The sequence below is a fragment of the Streptomyces sp. NPDC046881 genome, assembly GCF_040645015.1.
GTDB lineage: Bacteria > Actinomycetota > Actinomycetes > Streptomycetales > Streptomycetaceae > Streptomyces.
Genome location: NZ_JBEYXJ010000046.1, coordinates 24,228 through 39,101, shown reverse-complemented (window position 1 = coordinate 39,101; position 14,874 = coordinate 24,228). Strand labels below are relative to the sequence as shown.

At 72.3% G+C, this 14,874-nt stretch carries 12 protein-coding genes; 5 read left to right on the top strand and 7 right to left on the bottom strand.

Annotation, left to right across the window (positions count from 1 at the left end; genetic code table 11):
• Positions 1 to 8: 8 nt before the first annotated feature.
• Genes ABZ923_RS22255 through ABZ923_RS22245 form a run of 3 tightly spaced genes read right to left on the bottom strand, consistent with a single transcriptional unit; the run spans position 9 to position 3,567 of the window.
• The gene (locus tag ABZ923_RS22255; protein WP_361474557.1) at positions 9 to 2,291 is read right to left on the bottom strand and encodes an FtsX-like permease family protein; all 2,283 of its coding nucleotides are present in this window, start codon (positions 2,289 to 2,291) and stop codon (positions 9 to 11) included.
• Positions 2,292 to 2,311: 20 nt separating this feature from the next.
• Entirely contained in the window at positions 2,312 to 3,064 is a 753-nt protein-coding gene (locus ABZ923_RS22250; RefSeq protein ID WP_361474510.1) for an ABC transporter ATP-binding protein, read from the bottom strand.
• Positions 3,061 to 3,567: a PadR family transcriptional regulator gene (locus tag ABZ923_RS22245; RefSeq protein WP_361474507.1), complete on the bottom strand. Its 507-nt coding sequence runs from the start codon at positions 3,565 to 3,567 to the stop codon at positions 3,061 to 3,063. Before ABZ923_RS22245 ends, ABZ923_RS22250 begins: the two co-directional genes overlap by 4 nt.
• 133 nt (positions 3,568 to 3,700) lie before the next feature.
• Between ABZ923_RS22245 and ABZ923_RS22240 the strand changes: the two genes are divergently transcribed.
• From ABZ923_RS22240 to ABZ923_RS22220, 5 genes are all read left to right on the top strand, one after another.
• Positions 3,701 to 4,972 carry an ABC transporter substrate-binding protein gene (locus ABZ923_RS22240; RefSeq protein WP_361474503.1) on the top strand — a complete coding sequence of 424 codons (1,272 nt, stop codon included), beginning with the start codon at positions 3,701 to 3,703 and terminating at the stop codon, positions 4,970 to 4,972.
• A 171-nt stretch (positions 4,973 to 5,143) separates the two neighbouring features.
• Complete coding sequence (locus tag ABZ923_RS22235) at positions 5,144 to 6,751, top strand: glycoside hydrolase family 13 protein (RefSeq protein WP_361474500.1); 1,608 nt, start codon at positions 5,144 to 5,146, stop codon at positions 6,749 to 6,751.
• A gap of 28 nt (positions 6,752 to 6,779) precedes the next feature.
• The gene (locus ABZ923_RS22230; RefSeq protein WP_361474497.1) at positions 6,780 to 8,105 is read left to right on the top strand and encodes an ABC transporter substrate-binding protein; all 1,326 of its coding nucleotides are present in this window, start codon (positions 6,780 to 6,782) and stop codon (positions 8,103 to 8,105) included.
• Between the two features lie 11 nt (positions 8,106 to 8,116).
• Complete coding sequence (locus tag ABZ923_RS22225; RefSeq protein ID WP_361474494.1) at positions 8,117 to 9,469, top strand: ABC transporter permease subunit; 1,353 nt, start codon at positions 8,117 to 8,119, stop codon at positions 9,467 to 9,469.
• Between the two features lie 10 nt (positions 9,470 to 9,479).
• Entirely contained in the window at positions 9,480 to 10,319 is an 840-nt protein-coding gene (locus ABZ923_RS22220; protein WP_361474492.1) for a carbohydrate ABC transporter permease, read from the top strand.
• Positions 10,320 to 10,366: 47 nt separating this feature from the next.
• Here the strand turns inward: ABZ923_RS22220 and pgl are convergent, their stop codons facing one another.
• The 4 genes from pgl to tal are packed head-to-tail and all read right to left on the bottom strand — an operon-like array spanning position 10,367 to position 14,865.
• A complete protein-coding gene (pgl, locus tag ABZ923_RS22215) occupies positions 10,367 to 11,149 on the bottom strand; it encodes a 6-phosphogluconolactonase (protein WP_361474489.1) in 783 nt (260 codons plus the stop codon).
• Positions 11,146 to 12,210 (bottom strand): glucose-6-phosphate dehydrogenase assembly protein OpcA, encoded by a 1,065-nt coding sequence (opcA, locus tag ABZ923_RS22210; protein WP_361474486.1) that lies wholly within the window; start codon positions 12,208 to 12,210, stop codon positions 11,146 to 11,148. Before opcA ends, pgl begins: the two co-directional genes overlap by 4 nt.
• On the bottom strand, positions 12,207 to 13,745 hold the full coding sequence (gene zwf, locus ABZ923_RS22205) for a glucose-6-phosphate dehydrogenase (RefSeq protein WP_361474483.1): 1,539 nt from the start codon (positions 13,743 to 13,745) through the stop codon (positions 12,207 to 12,209). Before zwf ends, opcA begins: the two co-directional genes overlap by 4 nt.
• Position 13,746: 1 nt before the next feature.
• Positions 13,747 to 14,865, bottom strand: a complete 1,119-nt coding sequence (gene tal / locus ABZ923_RS22200) for a transaldolase (RefSeq protein WP_361474480.1) — start codon at positions 14,863 to 14,865, stop codon at positions 13,747 to 13,749.
• Between the last annotated feature and the right edge of the window lie 9 nt (positions 14,866 to 14,874).

Here is a 14,874-nt window from a genome sequence, read left to right as displayed (position 1 = left end):
ACCCCCGCTCAGCCCACCGCGCTCAACGTGTCCGCGAGGCGGCGGCGGGCCGAGCGGGTCGCCGGCAGTGTGGCCAGGGCCGCCGCGCCCAGCACGGCGGACGCGCCCAGCAGGAGCAGCAGGCCGGGGGAGGGGGACTGGGCGATCCCGGCGCCGATGCCGCTGGAGCCGCCCTGGGCGTCGATCAGCCGACGGGCCAGCGGCAGCCCCAGCGCGGTCCCGGCGACCACCGCCGCCAGGGCCGTACAGCTCGTCGCCGTCACCGTGATCGCGGTGATCTGCCGGGGGGACATGCCGATCGCCCGGAGCGCCAGCACGTCCCGCTCGCCCTCGCGGACGCTGCCGCCGATCGCGGTGAGCAGCTCGACCAGTCCGATGAGGGCCAGGACGGCGATCAGCCCGGCGACGACACCGCGCAGCGGGGACAGCCCGTCGGCGGGGTTCGTCACGGGATGCACCTCCAGGTGGCCGCGGCCGGCCGAGGCGAGCGCGGCGGCCACGCGGTGCGGGTCGGCGCCGGGGCGCAGCCGCAGTTCGTGGAAGGCGGGGGCCAGCCCCGGGTCGTTCTCGCGGAGGGTGTCCAGGGAGGTGGTCACGACCCGGCCGGCGTTGCGCGGTTCGAGGGTGCGGCCCACGATGTGCAGGATCTGCGGCCGGTCGCCCACCGTCATCCGCACCCAGTCGCCGACCCGCGCGTGCAGCAGGTCGAGCAGGCCCTGGCCGGCCACCGCCTCGTCCGGTCCGCGGGCGGCGCGGCCCTCGGCGAGGGCGTACGGGTAGGGCTCGGCGCGGGTGCCGACGCCGCGCAGGGCGATGGTGCCGGTCTGGCCGGGGACCAGCGCGGCCACCTCGACGCCCGGGTAGGCGGCGCGGACCCGGGCGTCGCGCGTGAGCACGGCCCGTACGCCGGACGCGTCCAGGGCGCCGTCCGAGCGGACCGTGAGCGTCGTCGGCAGCCCCACCCGCTCGGGGCTGCTGTGGAAGCGGTCGAGCGTGGTCCAGGCGCTGAGCGCCACGACGATCAGCAGCAGCGGCAGGGTCAGCCGGGCCACGGTGGCCAGGGACCGGCCGCGCCCGGCGAACGCCTTGTGGCAGCCGAGCACCAGCGCGGCCGGCAGCCGCAGGCCGAGCGCCCGCCGGGCCGGTCCGGTCAGCCCTGCGCCCTTCCGGGCGGCCGGGCGCGGCACCGGAACCGGCGGCACCCGGCCCGCCCGCCAGGCCGCGAGCCCGGTGGTCAGGCCGATGAACAGCACCGCGCCGGCCGGGACCGCGCACAGTGCCAGGCTGTGCCCGGGCAGCCCCTGCCACACCCCCACCGCGTCGCCGAGCCGCCCCGGGACCCGGCTGCCCAGCCCCTCGGTCAGCGCCGCCGCGGCGACGGCCCCGAGCAGGGCGTACGCCAGGTGCTGGAGCAGGAAGATCCGTACGACCTGGCCGGGCGTGAAGCCGATCGCCTTCAGTACCGACAGGTCGCGCAGGTGGCCCCGGATGCGGGTGGCGATCGCGCCGTGCACCGCGAAGCCGGCGGCGATCAGGGCGCCCAGGCCGAACAGTCCGAGCACCTGGCCGAGCAGCCGGCCCGCGTCCTGGGCCTCGGCGCGGGCCTGCTGCCAGGTGGAGACCTCGCCGACCGCGCCGGAGCCCAGCACGGTGACGGCGCGCTGGACGGCGTAGTCGGTGTCGGCGGGATTGTCGAGCCGAAGCCCGATGACCTGGTCGGCCGGGGCGCGCACCGCGGAGGGCAGCGCCCACACCAGGCCCGGCTGCTCACCGGGACGGTAGGGGGGTTCGGCGCTGTCCGCGACGCCCTCGACGGTGAGGGTGCGGGCCGTGCCGGGCAGCGTCAGGGTGTCGCCGGGCTCGGCCAGCAGGGCCCGGGCGAGGCTGCTCTCCAGCACCACCCCGTCCGGCGTGGCCGGGTCCAGCCAGCGTCCGGCGGTGAGCAGGGGGCGGCCGACGGCGGGCGGGCGCGGGGTGCCGCGCAGTTCCACGGAGGCGCGGGTGCCGCGGGCGGCGACGGTGGCGGACTCGGTGCGGTAGGGGCCGGCGACGGAGGTGACGCCGTCGAGCCGGGCCAGCTCGCGGGCGTCGGCGGACGGCGCGGTGTGCAGCCACACGTGGGCCCCGCGTGCCTCGGCGAAGGTCCGCTGCCAGGGGTTGGTGGCGTAGCCGAACAGGGCGGTGGCGAGCAGCAGGGAGGCCACGATGCCGGCGGTGGCCAGCACCAGGAACAGCGCCTCGCCGCGGTGCGTCCGCAGATCGGAGTGCGCCCAGCGCAACGTGGCCCGCACGTCCCTCAGGTCCAGCACGGTCAGTCCCTCAGCTCCAGCACCCCGGAGATGCCGCCACGGCGGGGCGACGGCGTCGCGTCCAGGGTCGCGTCGTCGGCTATGCGGCCGTCGAAGAAGCTGATCACCCGGTCCGCGGCGCTGGCCAGCCGGGCGTCGTGGGTGACCAGGACGATGCTCTGGCCGCGCGCGTGGAAGCGGGACAGCAGCCGCATCACCTCGCGGGTGCCCTTGCTGTCCAGGCTGCCTGCCGGTTCGTCGGCGAGCAGCAGCGGCGGATGGTTGACCAGCGCCCGGGCCAGCGCGACCCGCTGCTGCTCGCCGCCGGACAGCTCGCCCGGCATGCTGCGCTCCTTGCCCTCCAGGCCCAGCTCGGCCAGGAGGGCCTCCCGCTCGGCGCGGGCCTTCTTCGGCGGGACGCCGGCGAGCAGCGCGGGCAGCTCGACGTTGTCGGCGACGGACAGGTTCGACACCAGGTTGAAGAACTGGAAGACGATCCCGATGGCCTTGCGGCGCTCCACCGCCCAGCGGGCCTCGCTGAAGGAGTCCGTGCACCGGCCGTCGAGCCAGACGCTGCCCGCGTCCGGCCGCTGCAGCCCGCCGAGCAGGTGCAGCAGCGTGGACTTGCCGGCGCCGGACGGCCCGGTGATCGCCACGAACTCGCCGCGCGCCACGCTCAGGTCCACCCCGCGTACGGCGTGCGCGGGCGCGCCCTCGCCGTGGTGGGTCTTCACCAGCCCCTCGGCGCGCAGCACCGGAGCGGGGTGCTCGGTCATTCCAGTTCCTCCTGGCACCGCTCCAGCCAGTCGAGGTCGGCCTGCAGGTGCAGCATCGCGCCCTCGATCAGCAGCTGGGCGATTCGGTTGTCCCGGTTCTCGGCCGCGGCCAGTTTCGACAGGTCGCGCATGGTGTTGAGGTACTGGCGCCGCTGGCGGTTGATGAGGGCGACCTGGTCGGCGAGACCGGTCTGCGGGGCCAGGGCGAGCTTCATGAAGAACTCGTCCCGCACCCGCGGCTCGTCCTCGGTCTCCTCGAACCAGACGCGCAGCGCCTCACGCCCGGCCTCGGTGAGGTGGTAGACCTTCTTGTTGGGCCGGCTGGACTGCTCGACGTCCTCGCCCGCGATCAGCCCGGATTTCTCCAGGCGACCGAGGGTGACGTAGACCTGGCCGACGTTCGGCTGAGGGTACGCGGCGCCCAGCAGTTGCTCAAGGTCCTGCTTCAGCTCGTAGCCGTGGGCCGGGCCGCGGGCGAGGAGTGCCAGGAGGGGCAGGCGCACTCGTGCTGTCCTCCTGTCTGCTCCATGTGCTCCAGGCCCTAGTATCGCGCATACCTAACGGGTATACATGGCCTCGGTCCTCGGACGAGGGTGGGCAAGGGTGCCCGTGGTGCCGGTGTACAGGGAGGAACCTATGCGGTGGATACGCGCCGCCGGTAGGGGCCTTCTCGTTCTCGTGGTGATCTTGGCCGGGTACGTCGCCTCCGGCGCCCGTGCCGACGAGGCGGCCGGCGGCGGGCGCGGCCCGCTCACCCTGGCCACCGCCGGTGACCTCACCGGCTATCTCGGCCCGCTGCTCCAGGGCTGGAACCGCACGCACCCCGGCGAGAAGGTCACCCTGGTCGAGCTGCCGGACTCCGCCGACGAGACGCACGCGCAGATGACGACCGACCTGCGCGGCGGCGACCGGGGCCGCTTCGACGTGCTGAACATCGACGTCGACTGGACCTCGGAGTTCGCGGCGGCCGGCTGGATCCGCCCGCTGCCCCGCGACCGCTTCCCGCTGGACAGCTTCCTGCCGCCGGTCGTGGACACGGCCACGTACGACGGCCGGTTGTACGCGGTCCCGTACGTCACGAATGCCGGGCTTCTCCTGTACCGCAAGGACATCCTCGCCAAGGAAGGCGTGCCCCCGCCGCACACCTGGGCCGAGCTGGAGCGCGACGCGAGGACCATCGCGCCGAAGTACGGGCTCGACGGCTACGCGGGCCAGTTCCTGCCCTACGAGGGCCTGACCGTGAACGCGGCCGAGGCCGTGTACTCGGCGGGCGGCACGATCCTCGGCGGCGAGGGCACCCGGGTCACGGTCGACTCGGCCGCCGCCCGCGAGGGCATCGGCTTCCTCGTCCGCGGCCTGCGCGAGGGCTGGATCCCGAAGCAGGCGCTGACGTACAAGGAGGAGGAGTCCAAACAGGCCTTCCAGGACGGCAGGCTGCTCTTCCTGCGCAACTGGCCCTACGCCTACGCCGTCGCCTCGGGGCGGGGCTCGAAGGTCGCCGGCCGGATCGGTGCCGTACCGCTGCCCGGCCCCGACGGCCCGGGGACCAGCGTCCTCGGCGGCTCCAACCTCGCGGTCAACTCCCACGCCCGGCACCCGGACTCCGCCGCGCGCCTGATCGCCTATCTCACCAGCGCGCCCGTGCAGCGCCAGGTGCTCACCCGGGGCGCGCTGCCGCCCGTACGTGCCGGGCTCTACGAGGACCCCGCGCTGACCAAGCGGTTCCCCTATCTGCCGACCCTGCGCACGGCCGTGCTCACCGCCCGGCCGCGGCCCAAGAGCCCGCACTACGACCAGGTCAGCCTGGCCGTGCAGGCGGTCGTGCAGGACGCGCTCACCGGGCGGCAGACGCCCGGGCAGGCCGTGCGCCGGCTGGCGCGCGAGCTCGACGCCATCGCTCGCCGCTAGTTACTTGTTAAGTAACGCCACCATCACGACTGTCGTCGTCTTGGGGTGATTTGTCGGCGTTTGCCAGCCCAACCGGCCAGTATCTTCTGTTCACTTCGTTGACACCTGTGCGCGCCGCCTACCTAACATGCATGCATAACAGCCCCCCTTTCAGAGACAGGTTCCACAGGGTTGAACAGGCATCATTGGTGGCGGGACGCCGTGATCTACCAGGTGTACGTCCGCAGCTTCCTGGACAGCACCGGCGACGGCATCGGCGACCTCGCGGGCGTCCGGGCCGGGCTGCCGTACCTGAAGAAGCTCGGCGTCGACGGGATCTGGCTGAGCCCGTTCTACCCCTCGCCGCAGCACGACCACGGCTACGACGTCGCCGACTACCGAGACGTCGACCCGGTCTTCGGCGACCTCGCCGAGTTCGACCTGCTGATGGCGGCGGCCCGGCGCCTGGGCATCAAGGTGCTCCTCGACATCGTCCCCAACCACTGCTCCAGCGAGCACCCCTGGTTCCGCGAGGCCCTCGACAGCGCCCCCGGCAGCCCGGCCCGCGCCCGCTTCCACTTCGCCGACGGCCGCGGCCCCGACGGCAGCCAGCCGCCCAACAACTGGCACGCCATGTTCGGCGGCCCGGCCTGGACCCGCGTCGCCGACGGCCAGTGGTACCTGCACATGTTCACGCCCGAGCAGCCCGACTGGAACTGGCGCAACCCCGAGATCGCCGACGAGTTCGACCGCACCCTGCGGTTCTGGCTCGACCGCGGCGTGGACGGCTTCCGCATCGACGTCGCCGCCGGCCTGTTCAAGCACCCGGACCTGCCCGACTCCGACGACCCGGAGGCCGACGCCCGCACCCGCGACTCGGTCAACCCGCTCGCCTGGAACCAGCCCGAGGTGCACGAGGTGTGGCGCCGCTGGCGCTCCATATGCGAGGAGTACGCCGACCGGGACGGCCGCGAACGCCTGCTCGTCGGCGAGGTCTCCGTGCCCACCGCCCGCGAACATGCCCTGTACGTCCGCCCCGACGAACTCCACCAGGCCTTCTTCTTCGACCTGCTCGGCGCCGCCTGGGACGCCGACGCCTTCCGCAAGGTCATCTCCGAGGCCATGCAGGACATCGCCGGCACCGGCTCCACGGTCACCTGGGTCCTCAACAACCACGACCAGGTCCGCACCGTCACCCGCTACGGCGAACCCGCCCCCGAGGGCAGCGGACTCGGCACCGCCCGCGCCCGCGCCGCCGCCCTGCTGATGCTGGCGCTGCCCGGAGCCGCGTACGTCTACCAGGGCGAGGAACTCGGCCTGCCCGAGGTCGTCGACCTGCCCGACGACGTGCTCACCGACCCGATCTTCCGGCGCACCGGCAGCCGCGCCCGGATCCGCGACGGGTGCCGGGTGCCGCTGCCCTGGTCCGGACAGGCCTCCCCGTTCGGCTTCACCTCCGGCGCCGAGGGCGCCAAGCCGTGGCTGCCGCAGCCCGAGTACTTCGCCGAGTACGCCACCGACCGCGCCCTCGCCGACACCCGCTCCTTCTGGCACCTGTACCGGGAGGGCCTGCACCTGCGCAAGACCCTGCCCCAGCTGGGCGAGGGCCCGCTGGAGTGGCTGGACACCCCGCCGGGCGTCCTCGCCTTCGTCCGCGGTGACGGCCTCGTCTGCGCCGTCAACTTCGGTACCGCCCCCACGCCCGCGCCGGTCTCCGGCACGCCCCTGCTGTCCAGCGGCCCCTGCCCGCCGGGCGTCCTGCCCGGCGCCACGGCGGCCTGGTGGCTGAACGACCTCTGATCCACCACCTCTTGAAGGGACATCAACGATGATGCGACGCCGCACCACCCTGCTCACCAGCTGCACCGCCCTCACCCTCGCCCTCGGCGCCACCGCCTGCGGCGGCGGGGACGTCTCCGCCGGCGGCGGCGACAAGGCCCTGAGCGGCCAGACCGTCACCGTGGCCGGCGTCTGGTCCGGCAGCGAGCAGAAGAACTTCCAGAAGGTGCTGGACGCGTTCTCCGAGAAGACCGGCGCGAAGACCCAGTTCGTGTCGACCGGCGACAACGTCTCCACCGTCGTCGGCAGCAAGATCGAGGGCGGCAACGCACCCGACGTCGTGATGGTCCCCCAGGTCGGCGTCCTGCAGCAGTTCGCCGCTAAGGGCTGGCTGAAGCCGCTCTCGCCGACCGCCCAGCAGACCATCGACGCCGACTACGCCCCCGTGTGGAAGAAGTACGGCAGCGTCGACGGCACCCTCTACGGCCTCTACTTCAAGGCCGCCCACAAGTCGACGGTCTGGTACAGCCCCGACGCCCTCACCCAGGCCGGTGTCCAGCCCCCGAAGACGTACGCCGACCTGCTCAAGGCCGGGCACACCGTCTCCGACTCCGGACTCGCCGCCTTCGCCGTCGCCGGACAGGACGGCTGGACCCTCACCGACTGGTTCGAGAACGTCTACCTCTCCCAGGCCGGCCCCGAGAAGTACGACGCCCTCGCCGCCCACAAGCTCAAGTGGACCGACCCGACCGTGGTGAAGGCGCTCACCACCCTCGGCAAGCTGTTCAAGGACAAGCAGCTGATCGCCGGCGGCCAGAAGGAAGCCCTGAACACCGACTTCCCCGGCTCCGTGGAGAAGGTCTTCGGGCCCAAGCCCGAGGCCGGCATGGTCTACGAGGGCGACTTCGTCGCCGGGGTCGCCCACGACCAGTACGGCAGGACCATCGGCAAGGACGCGGACTTCTTCCCCTTCCCCGCGGTCGACGGCGGCACCGCCCCGGTGGTCAGCGGCGGTGACGCGGCCGTCGTCCTCAAGGACGCCAAGAACGCCAAGGCCGGCATGAAGCTCCTGGAGTACCTCGCCACCCCCGAGGCCGCGGCCGTCTGGGCGAAGGCCGGCGGCTTCCTGTCCCCGAACAAGAAGCTGGACGCTTCCGCGTACGGCGACGACGTCACCCGCGCCACCGCCAAGTCCCTGGTCGGAGCCGGCGACTCGGTCCGCTTCGACATGTCCGACCAGGCGCCGGCGGCCTTCGGCGGCACCAAGGGGGCCGGCGAGTGGAAGCTGCTCCAGGACTTCCTGCGCGACCCGTCGGACCCGAAGGGCACCGCGGCGAAGCTGGAAGCCGCGGCGGCCAAGGCCTACCAGGACTGAACGGCAGCACCATGACCGCCACCACTGTCGAGAAGCAGCAGGCGGGCCCGCGGGCCGCCGGCCCGGCGCCCACGCGCCGCGGCCGGCGGCGCGGCCGGCTCATCGCCCTGCTCTTCGTCTTCCCCGCGCTGCTCCTGCTCGGCGCCCTCGTCGTCTACCCGGTGCTGTTCTCCGTCGGCCGCAGCTTCTTCGACGCCTCCGGCACCCGGTTCGTCGGCGGCGACAACTACACCGAGATGTTCCGCGACCCGGCCACCCTGAAGGCCATCCGCAACACCACCATCTGGGTCGTCGTCGCCCCCGCCCTGCTCACCGGCCTCGGCCTGATCCTGGCCGTCCTGGTGGAGAAGGTCCGCTGGGCGACCGCCTTCAAACTGCTCCTGTTCATGCCGATGGCGGTGTCCTTCCTCGCCGCCGGCATCATCTTCCGGCTCGCCTACGACGAGGACCCCGACAAGGGCGTGCTGAACGCGGCCGTCGTCTCCGTCCACGACGCCTTCCAGGGCACGTCGACCTACCCGACCGCCCGCGGCCGCACCGGCCTGCTCACCCAGGACCGGGACGGCTCCTACCGGGCGACGGCCGCGGCGGGCGACTCGGTGGCGCTCCCGATGGTCGGCGTCCTGCCCAAGGACCTGCCCGGCAACGCCGCACCCGCCCGCACGGCGGCCGGCCGCAAGGCCGCACCCGACGAACTGCGCGGCGTCGTCTACCTGGACTTCACCCCCGGTGGCGGCGGGAAGCAGGGCGCGGTCGACGGGAAGGAGAGCGGCCTGCCCGGCATGACGGTCCAGGCGGTGCGCGACGGAAAAACGGTCGGGACCACCACGACCGCCGCCGACGGCTCCTTCCGCTTCTCCGGGCTGGAGCGCGGCTCCTACACGGTGAAACTGCCCGAGTCGAACTTCGCCTCGCCCTACCAGGGCATCTCCTGGCTCGGTCCGACCCTGGTGACCCCGGCGATCATCGGCGCCTACCTGTGGATCTGGACCGGCTTCGCGATGGTCCTGATCGGCGCCGGCCTCTCCACACTGCCCCGGGACGCACTGGAGGCGGCCCGCATGGACGGCGCGAACGAGTGGCAGATCTTCCGCCGGATCACCGTGCCGCTGCTCGCGCCCGTGCTCACCGTGGTCTTCGTGACCCTCGTCATCAACGTGATGAAGGTCTTCGACCTCGTCTACATCATCGCGCCCGGCCCCGTGCAGGAGGACGCCACCGTCCTCGCCACCCAGATGTGGCTGGTCTCCTTCGGCGGCGGCAACGACCAGGGCCTCGGCAGCGCCCTCGGTGTGCTGCTCCTGCTCCTGGTGATCCCCGCGATGGTCTTCAACGTCCGCCGTTTCCGACAGAGCCAACGATGAGGAGTCAGCGATGAACGCGATCAGGCGCGGCCTGGGCAGCGGCCTGGTGCAGGCCTTCCTGGTGGTCATCGGGCTGGTCTGGCTGACCCCGCTGGCCGGACTGTTCGTGTCCTCCCTGCGCTCGGCCCAGGACACCGCCAAGGGCGGCTGGTGGACGGCGCTGACCGCCCCCGGCCAGCTGTCCTTCGACAACTACTCGGCGCTGCTGAAGAACTCCGGCATGACGCAGGCCTTCTGGAACACGGTCCTGATCTCGGTACCGGCCACCACCCTGGTCGTCGTCATCGCCGCCCTCGCCGGATACGCCTTCGCCTGGCTGGACTTCCCGCTGCGGGAGCCCCTGTTCCTGCTGGTGGTGGCCCTGTTGGTGGTGCCGGTGCAGATCGGCCTGCTGCCCGTCGCCAAACTCTTCGGCGCGCTGGGCCTGTTCGGCACGATCCCCGGGGTCGTCCTCTTCCACGTCGCCTACGGCCTGCCCTTCGCCGTCTTCCTGCTCCGCAACTACTTCGCGGACATCCCCAAGGAGATGCTGGAGGCGGCCCGGATGGACGGCGGCACCGAGTGGCGCATCTTCACCCGGCTGGTCCTGCCGGTGGGCCGCCCGGCGCTCGCCTCGCTCGCCATCTTCCAGTTCCTGTGGGTCTGGAACGACATGCTGGTCGCCCTGCTCTTCGCGGACAGCTCGTCCCAGCCGCTGACCGTCCAACTCCAGTCCCAGATCCGCCAGTTCGGCAGCAACATCGACGTCCTCGCCCCGGGCGCGTTCCTGTCCCTGATCGTGCCGGTCGTGGTGTTCTTCGCCTTCCAGCGGCACTTCGTGCAGGGCGTGATGGCGGGGTCGGTGAAATAGCGGCGGCGGGGGCCGAAACCCCCGCCGCGGCTACACCCCGCCGGACGTCACGGAGACGCCGGCGGGTACAGCGACCTCGGCAGCTGGGAGGCCGCCGCCGAGTCCAGGAGCCACAGGGTGCGCGAGCGGCCGTACGCGCCCGCCGCCGGGGCCTGGATCTCGCCCGCGCCCGACAGGGCGATGGCCACGGCCTCCGCCTTGTCCTCGCCGGCCGCGAGGAGCCAGACCTCACGGGCCGCGCGGATCGCCGGGAGGGTGAGGGAGATCCGGGTGGGCGGCGGCTTCGGGGCGCCGTGCACGCCGACCACCGTGCGCTCCGTCTCCCGGACCGCGGGCAGCTCGGGGAAGAGCGAGGCCACATGGGTGTCCGGACCGACGCCCAGCATCAGGACGTCGAAGGTCGGCACCGCACCGTGGTTCTCCGGGCCGGCCGCCTTCGCCAGCTCCGCCGCGTACGCCTCCGCCGCCGCCTCCACGTCCGCGCCGTACGGGCCGTCGGAGGCGGGCATGGCGTGCACGCGCTCCGGGTCCAGCGGCACCGAGTCCAGCAGGGCCGCGCGGGCCTGCGTGACATTGCGCTCGGGGTCGCCCTCGGGGAGGTAGCGCTCGTCGCCCCACCACAGGTCCAGGCGACCCCAGTCGATGGCGTCCCGGGCGGGCGCCGCCGCCAGCGCGGCCAGCAGGCCGTTGCCGTTGCGGCCGCCCGTGAGGACCACGGACGCGGTGCCCCGGGAGGCCTGCGCGTCCACGATCTTCGTGATCAGGCGGGCCGCGGCGGCCTGCGCCATCAGCTCCTTGTCGTGGTGGACGACCAGCTGCGGAGTGCTCACTTCGCCGCCGCCTTCCTCGCCGGTGCCTTCTTCGCGGTCTTGGCCGCCGCCTTCTTCGCGGGCGCCTTGGCGGCTTCCTCGACCGGCTCCGGTTCCGCGACCGGCTCGGCCGGGTCCCCGGACGCCTGCTGCGGAACCGTGTTCAGCCGCTCCACGCCGTAACGCAGCGCCGACGCGTAGGTGTCGTCCGGGTCCAGCCGGCGCAGCTCCTCCGCGATCAGCTCGGCGGTGTCCCGCCGCTTCAGCGCCACCGCGCGGGCCGGCTGGCCCTCGATGGCCAGCGTGGCCAGCGAGCCGTCGGCCCGGTCCAGCACGATCGGGCCCTGGCTGGTGTCCATGCGGACCGCGGTCAGACCGGGGCCGGAGGACAGCGAACGCTTCACGGGCACGTCCAGCCGGTCCGCGAGCCACATCGCCAGCAGCTCGCAGCTCGGGTTGAACTCCTCGCCCTCCACCTCGACGGCCGTCACCTCGCAGGTGACCTGGTCCAGGGCCGCCGCCAGCATCGAGCGCCACGGCGTGATCCGGGTCCAGGACAGGTCGGTGTCGCCGGGCGTGTAGGCCGAGGCACGGGCGGACAGCTCCCGCACCGGCTCCTCGGCGGCGTAGGTGTCGGTGACCCGGCGCTGGGCGAGCGCGCCCAGCGGGTCCTTCGCCGGGTCGAGCGGGGCGTTCACCGGCCACCACACGACCACCGGGGCGTCCGGCAGCAGCAGCGGCAGGACCACCGAGTCGGCGTGGTCGGCGGCCTCGCCGTACAGCCGCAGGACGACCGTCTCGCCGGTGCCCGCGTCCGCGCCCACCCGCACCTCGGCGTCCAGCCGCGAGGACGTGCGGTCGCGCGGCGAACGCGAGACCCGCTTGATGACCACGAGCGTGCGCGAGGGGTGCTCGCGCGAGGCGTCGTTGGCGGCCTTCAGGGAGTCGTACGCGTTCTCCTCGTCGGTGACGATGACGAGGGTGAGGACCATGCCGACGGCGGGCGTGCCGATGGCGCGGCGGCCCTGCACGAGCGCCTTGTTGATCTTTCCGGCGGTGGTGTCGGTCAGGTCTATCTTCATGGCCGCCGCCAGCTCCGTCCGTCTCGTGCGAGCATCTCGTCCGCCTCCACGGGACCCCAGGTGCCCGACTTGTACTGCGCGGGCCTGCCGTGCTTGTCCCAGTACTCCTCGATCGGGTCGAGGATCTTCCAGGACAGCTCGACCTCCTCCGTGCGCGGGAAGAGGTTGGCGTCGCCCAGCAGCACGTCCAGGATCAGCCGCTCGTACGCCTCCGGGCTGGACTCCGTGAACGACTCGCCGTAGGCGAAGTCCATGGAGACGTCCCGGATCTCCATCGAGGTGCCCGGCACCTTGGAGCCGAAGCGGACCGTGACGCCCTCGTCCGGCTGGACGCGGATGACGATCGCGTTCTGGCCCAGCTCCTCCGTCGCCGTGGTGTCGAACGGGGAGTGCGGGGCCCGCTGGAAGACGACCGCGATCTCCGTCACCCGGCGGCCCAGGCGCTTGCCGGTGCGCAGGTAGAAGGGGACGCCCGCCCAGCGGCGGTTGTCCACCTCCAGCTTGACCGCGGCGTAGGTGTCGGTCTTCGACTTCGGGTCGATGCCGTCCTCTTCGAGGTAGCCGATGACCTTCTGGCCGCCCTGCCAGCCCGCCGCGTACTGCCCGCGCACGGTGTTGGCGCCCAGGTCCTTCGGCAGCCGGACGGCGCCGAGCACCTTCTCCTTCTCCGCGGCCAGCGCGTCCGCGTCGAAGGAGGCGGGCTCCTCCATGGCGGTGAGGGCCATGAGCTGGAGCAGGTGGTTCTGGATGACGTCGCGGGCGGCGCCGATCCCGTCGTAGTAGCCGGCCCGGCCGCCGATGCCGATGTCCTCGGCCATCGTGATCTGCACGTGGTCCACGAAGGACCGGTTCCAGATCGGCTCGAACATCGTGTTGGCGAAGCGCAGCGCCAGGATGTTCTGGACGGTCTCCTTGCCGAGGTAGTGGTCGATCCGGAACACCTGGTCCGGCTCGAACACCTCGTGCACGACCTTGTTGAGCTGCTCGGCCGAGGCCAGGTCGTGCCCGAACGGCTTCTCGATGACCGCGCGGCGCCAGGAACCGCCGGTCTGGTCGGCCAGACCGTGCTTCTTCAGCTGCTGGATGACCACCGGGAACGAGCTCGGCGGCACCGACAGGTAGAACGCGAAGTTCCCGCCCGTGCCCTGTGCCTTGTCCAGCTCCTCGATGGTGGCGCGCAGCCGCTCGAACGCCTCGTCGTCGTCGAAGGTGCCCTGCACGAAGCGCATCCCCTGGATGAGCTGCTGCCAGACCTCCTCGCGGAAGGGGGTGCGCGAGTGCTCCTTGACCGCGTCGTGGACGACCTCGGCGAAGTCCTCGTGCTCCCAGTCGCGGCGGGCGAAGCCCACCAGCGAGAAGCCCGGCGGCAGCAGACCCCGGTTGGCGAGGTCGTACACCGCGGGCATCAGCTTCTTGCGCGACAGGTCGCCCGTGACACCGAAGATGACCAGGCCCGACGGCCCCGCGATACGCGGGAGCCGTCGGTCGGCCGGGTCACGAAGCGGGTTCGCTCCGGAACCGGAAACGGGTGACAACTCAGCCCTCCGAAGGGGCGAGGCGCTCGAGCTCCGCCTGGGTCGACTTGAGCAGGTCGTTCCAGGACGCCTCGAACTTCTCGACGCCCTCGTCCTCCAGCACCTGCACGACGTCGTCGTACGCGATGCCGAGCTTCTCCAGCGCGTCGAGGTCGGCGCGCGCCTGCTCGTAGGTGCCGGCAATGGTGTTGCCGGTGATCTCACCGTGGTCCTCGACGGCCTCCAGCGTGGCCTCCGGCATGGTGTTGACCGTGTTCGGGGCGACCAGCTCGGTGACGTACAGGGTGTCCGGGTACGCCGGGTCCTTCACGCCGGTCGACGCCCACAGCGGACGCTGCTTGTTGGCGCCCGCGTTCTCCAGGGCGCTCCAGCGGTCCGAGGAGAAGACCTCCTCGTACGCCTGGTACGCCAGCCGCGCGTTGGCGACGGCGGCCTTGCCGCGCAGCGCCTTGGCCTCGTCGGTGCCGATCGAGTCCAGGCGCTTGTCGACCTCGGTGTCCACCCGGGACACGAAGAAGGACGCCACCGAGTGGATCTTGGACAGGTCCAGGCCGCGCTCCTTGGCCTTCTCCAGACCGCTCAGGTACGCGTCCATGACCGCGCGGTAGCGCTCCAGCGAGAAGATCAGCGTGACGTTGACGCTGATGCCGAGGCCGATGACCTCGCTGATCGCCGGGATGCCCGCCATGGTGGCCGGGATCTTGATGAGGGTGTTCGGGCGGTCCACCAGCCAGGCCAGCTGCTTGGCCTCGGCGACGGTGGCGTGCTCGTTGTGCGCGAGACGGGGGTCGACCTCGATGGAGACCCGGCCGTCCTGGCCGTTCGTGGCGTCGAAGACCGGGCGCAGGATGTCGGCGGCGTCGCGGACGTCCGCCGTGGTGATCATGCGGATGGCCTCTTCGACGGTGACCTTGCGGGCGGCGAGGTCCGACAGCTGCTGGTCGTAGCCGTCGCCCTGCGAGATCGCCTTCTGGAAGATCGTCGGGTTGGTGGTGACGCCCACGACGTGCTGCTGGTCGATCAGCTCGGCGAGGTTGCCGGACGTGATCCGCTTGCGCGACAGGTCGTCCAGCCAGATCGCGACGCCTTCCTCGGAGAGGCGCTTGAGTGCGTCTGTCATGGAATTACA

Bases quoted from the DNA above. Each gene is read 5' to 3' on its own strand.
- ABZ923_RS22250 (WP_361474510.1), bottom strand. From the start codon at position 3,064: ATGACCGAGCACCCCGCTCCGGTGCTGCGCGCCGAGGGGCTGGTGAAG.
- ABZ923_RS22240 (WP_361474503.1), top strand. From the start codon at position 3,701: ATGCGGTGGATACGCGCCGCCGGTAGGGGCCTTCTCGTTCTCGTGGTG.
- ABZ923_RS22230 (WP_361474497.1), top strand. From the start codon at position 6,780: ATGATGCGACGCCGCACCACCCTGCTCACCAGCTGCACCGCCCTCACC.
- ABZ923_RS22225 (WP_361474494.1), top strand. From the start codon at position 8,117: ATGACCGCCACCACTGTCGAGAAGCAGCAGGCGGGCCCGCGGGCCGCC.
- ABZ923_RS22220 (WP_361474492.1), top strand. From the start codon at position 9,480: ATGAACGCGATCAGGCGCGGCCTGGGCAGCGGCCTGGTGCAGGCCTTC.
- opcA (WP_361474486.1), bottom strand. From the start codon at position 12,210: ATGAAGATAGACCTGACCGACACCACCGCCGGAAAGATCAACAAGGCG.
- tal (WP_361474480.1), bottom strand. From the start codon at position 14,865: ATGACAGACGCACTCAAGCGCCTCTCCGAGGAAGGCGTCGCGATCTGG.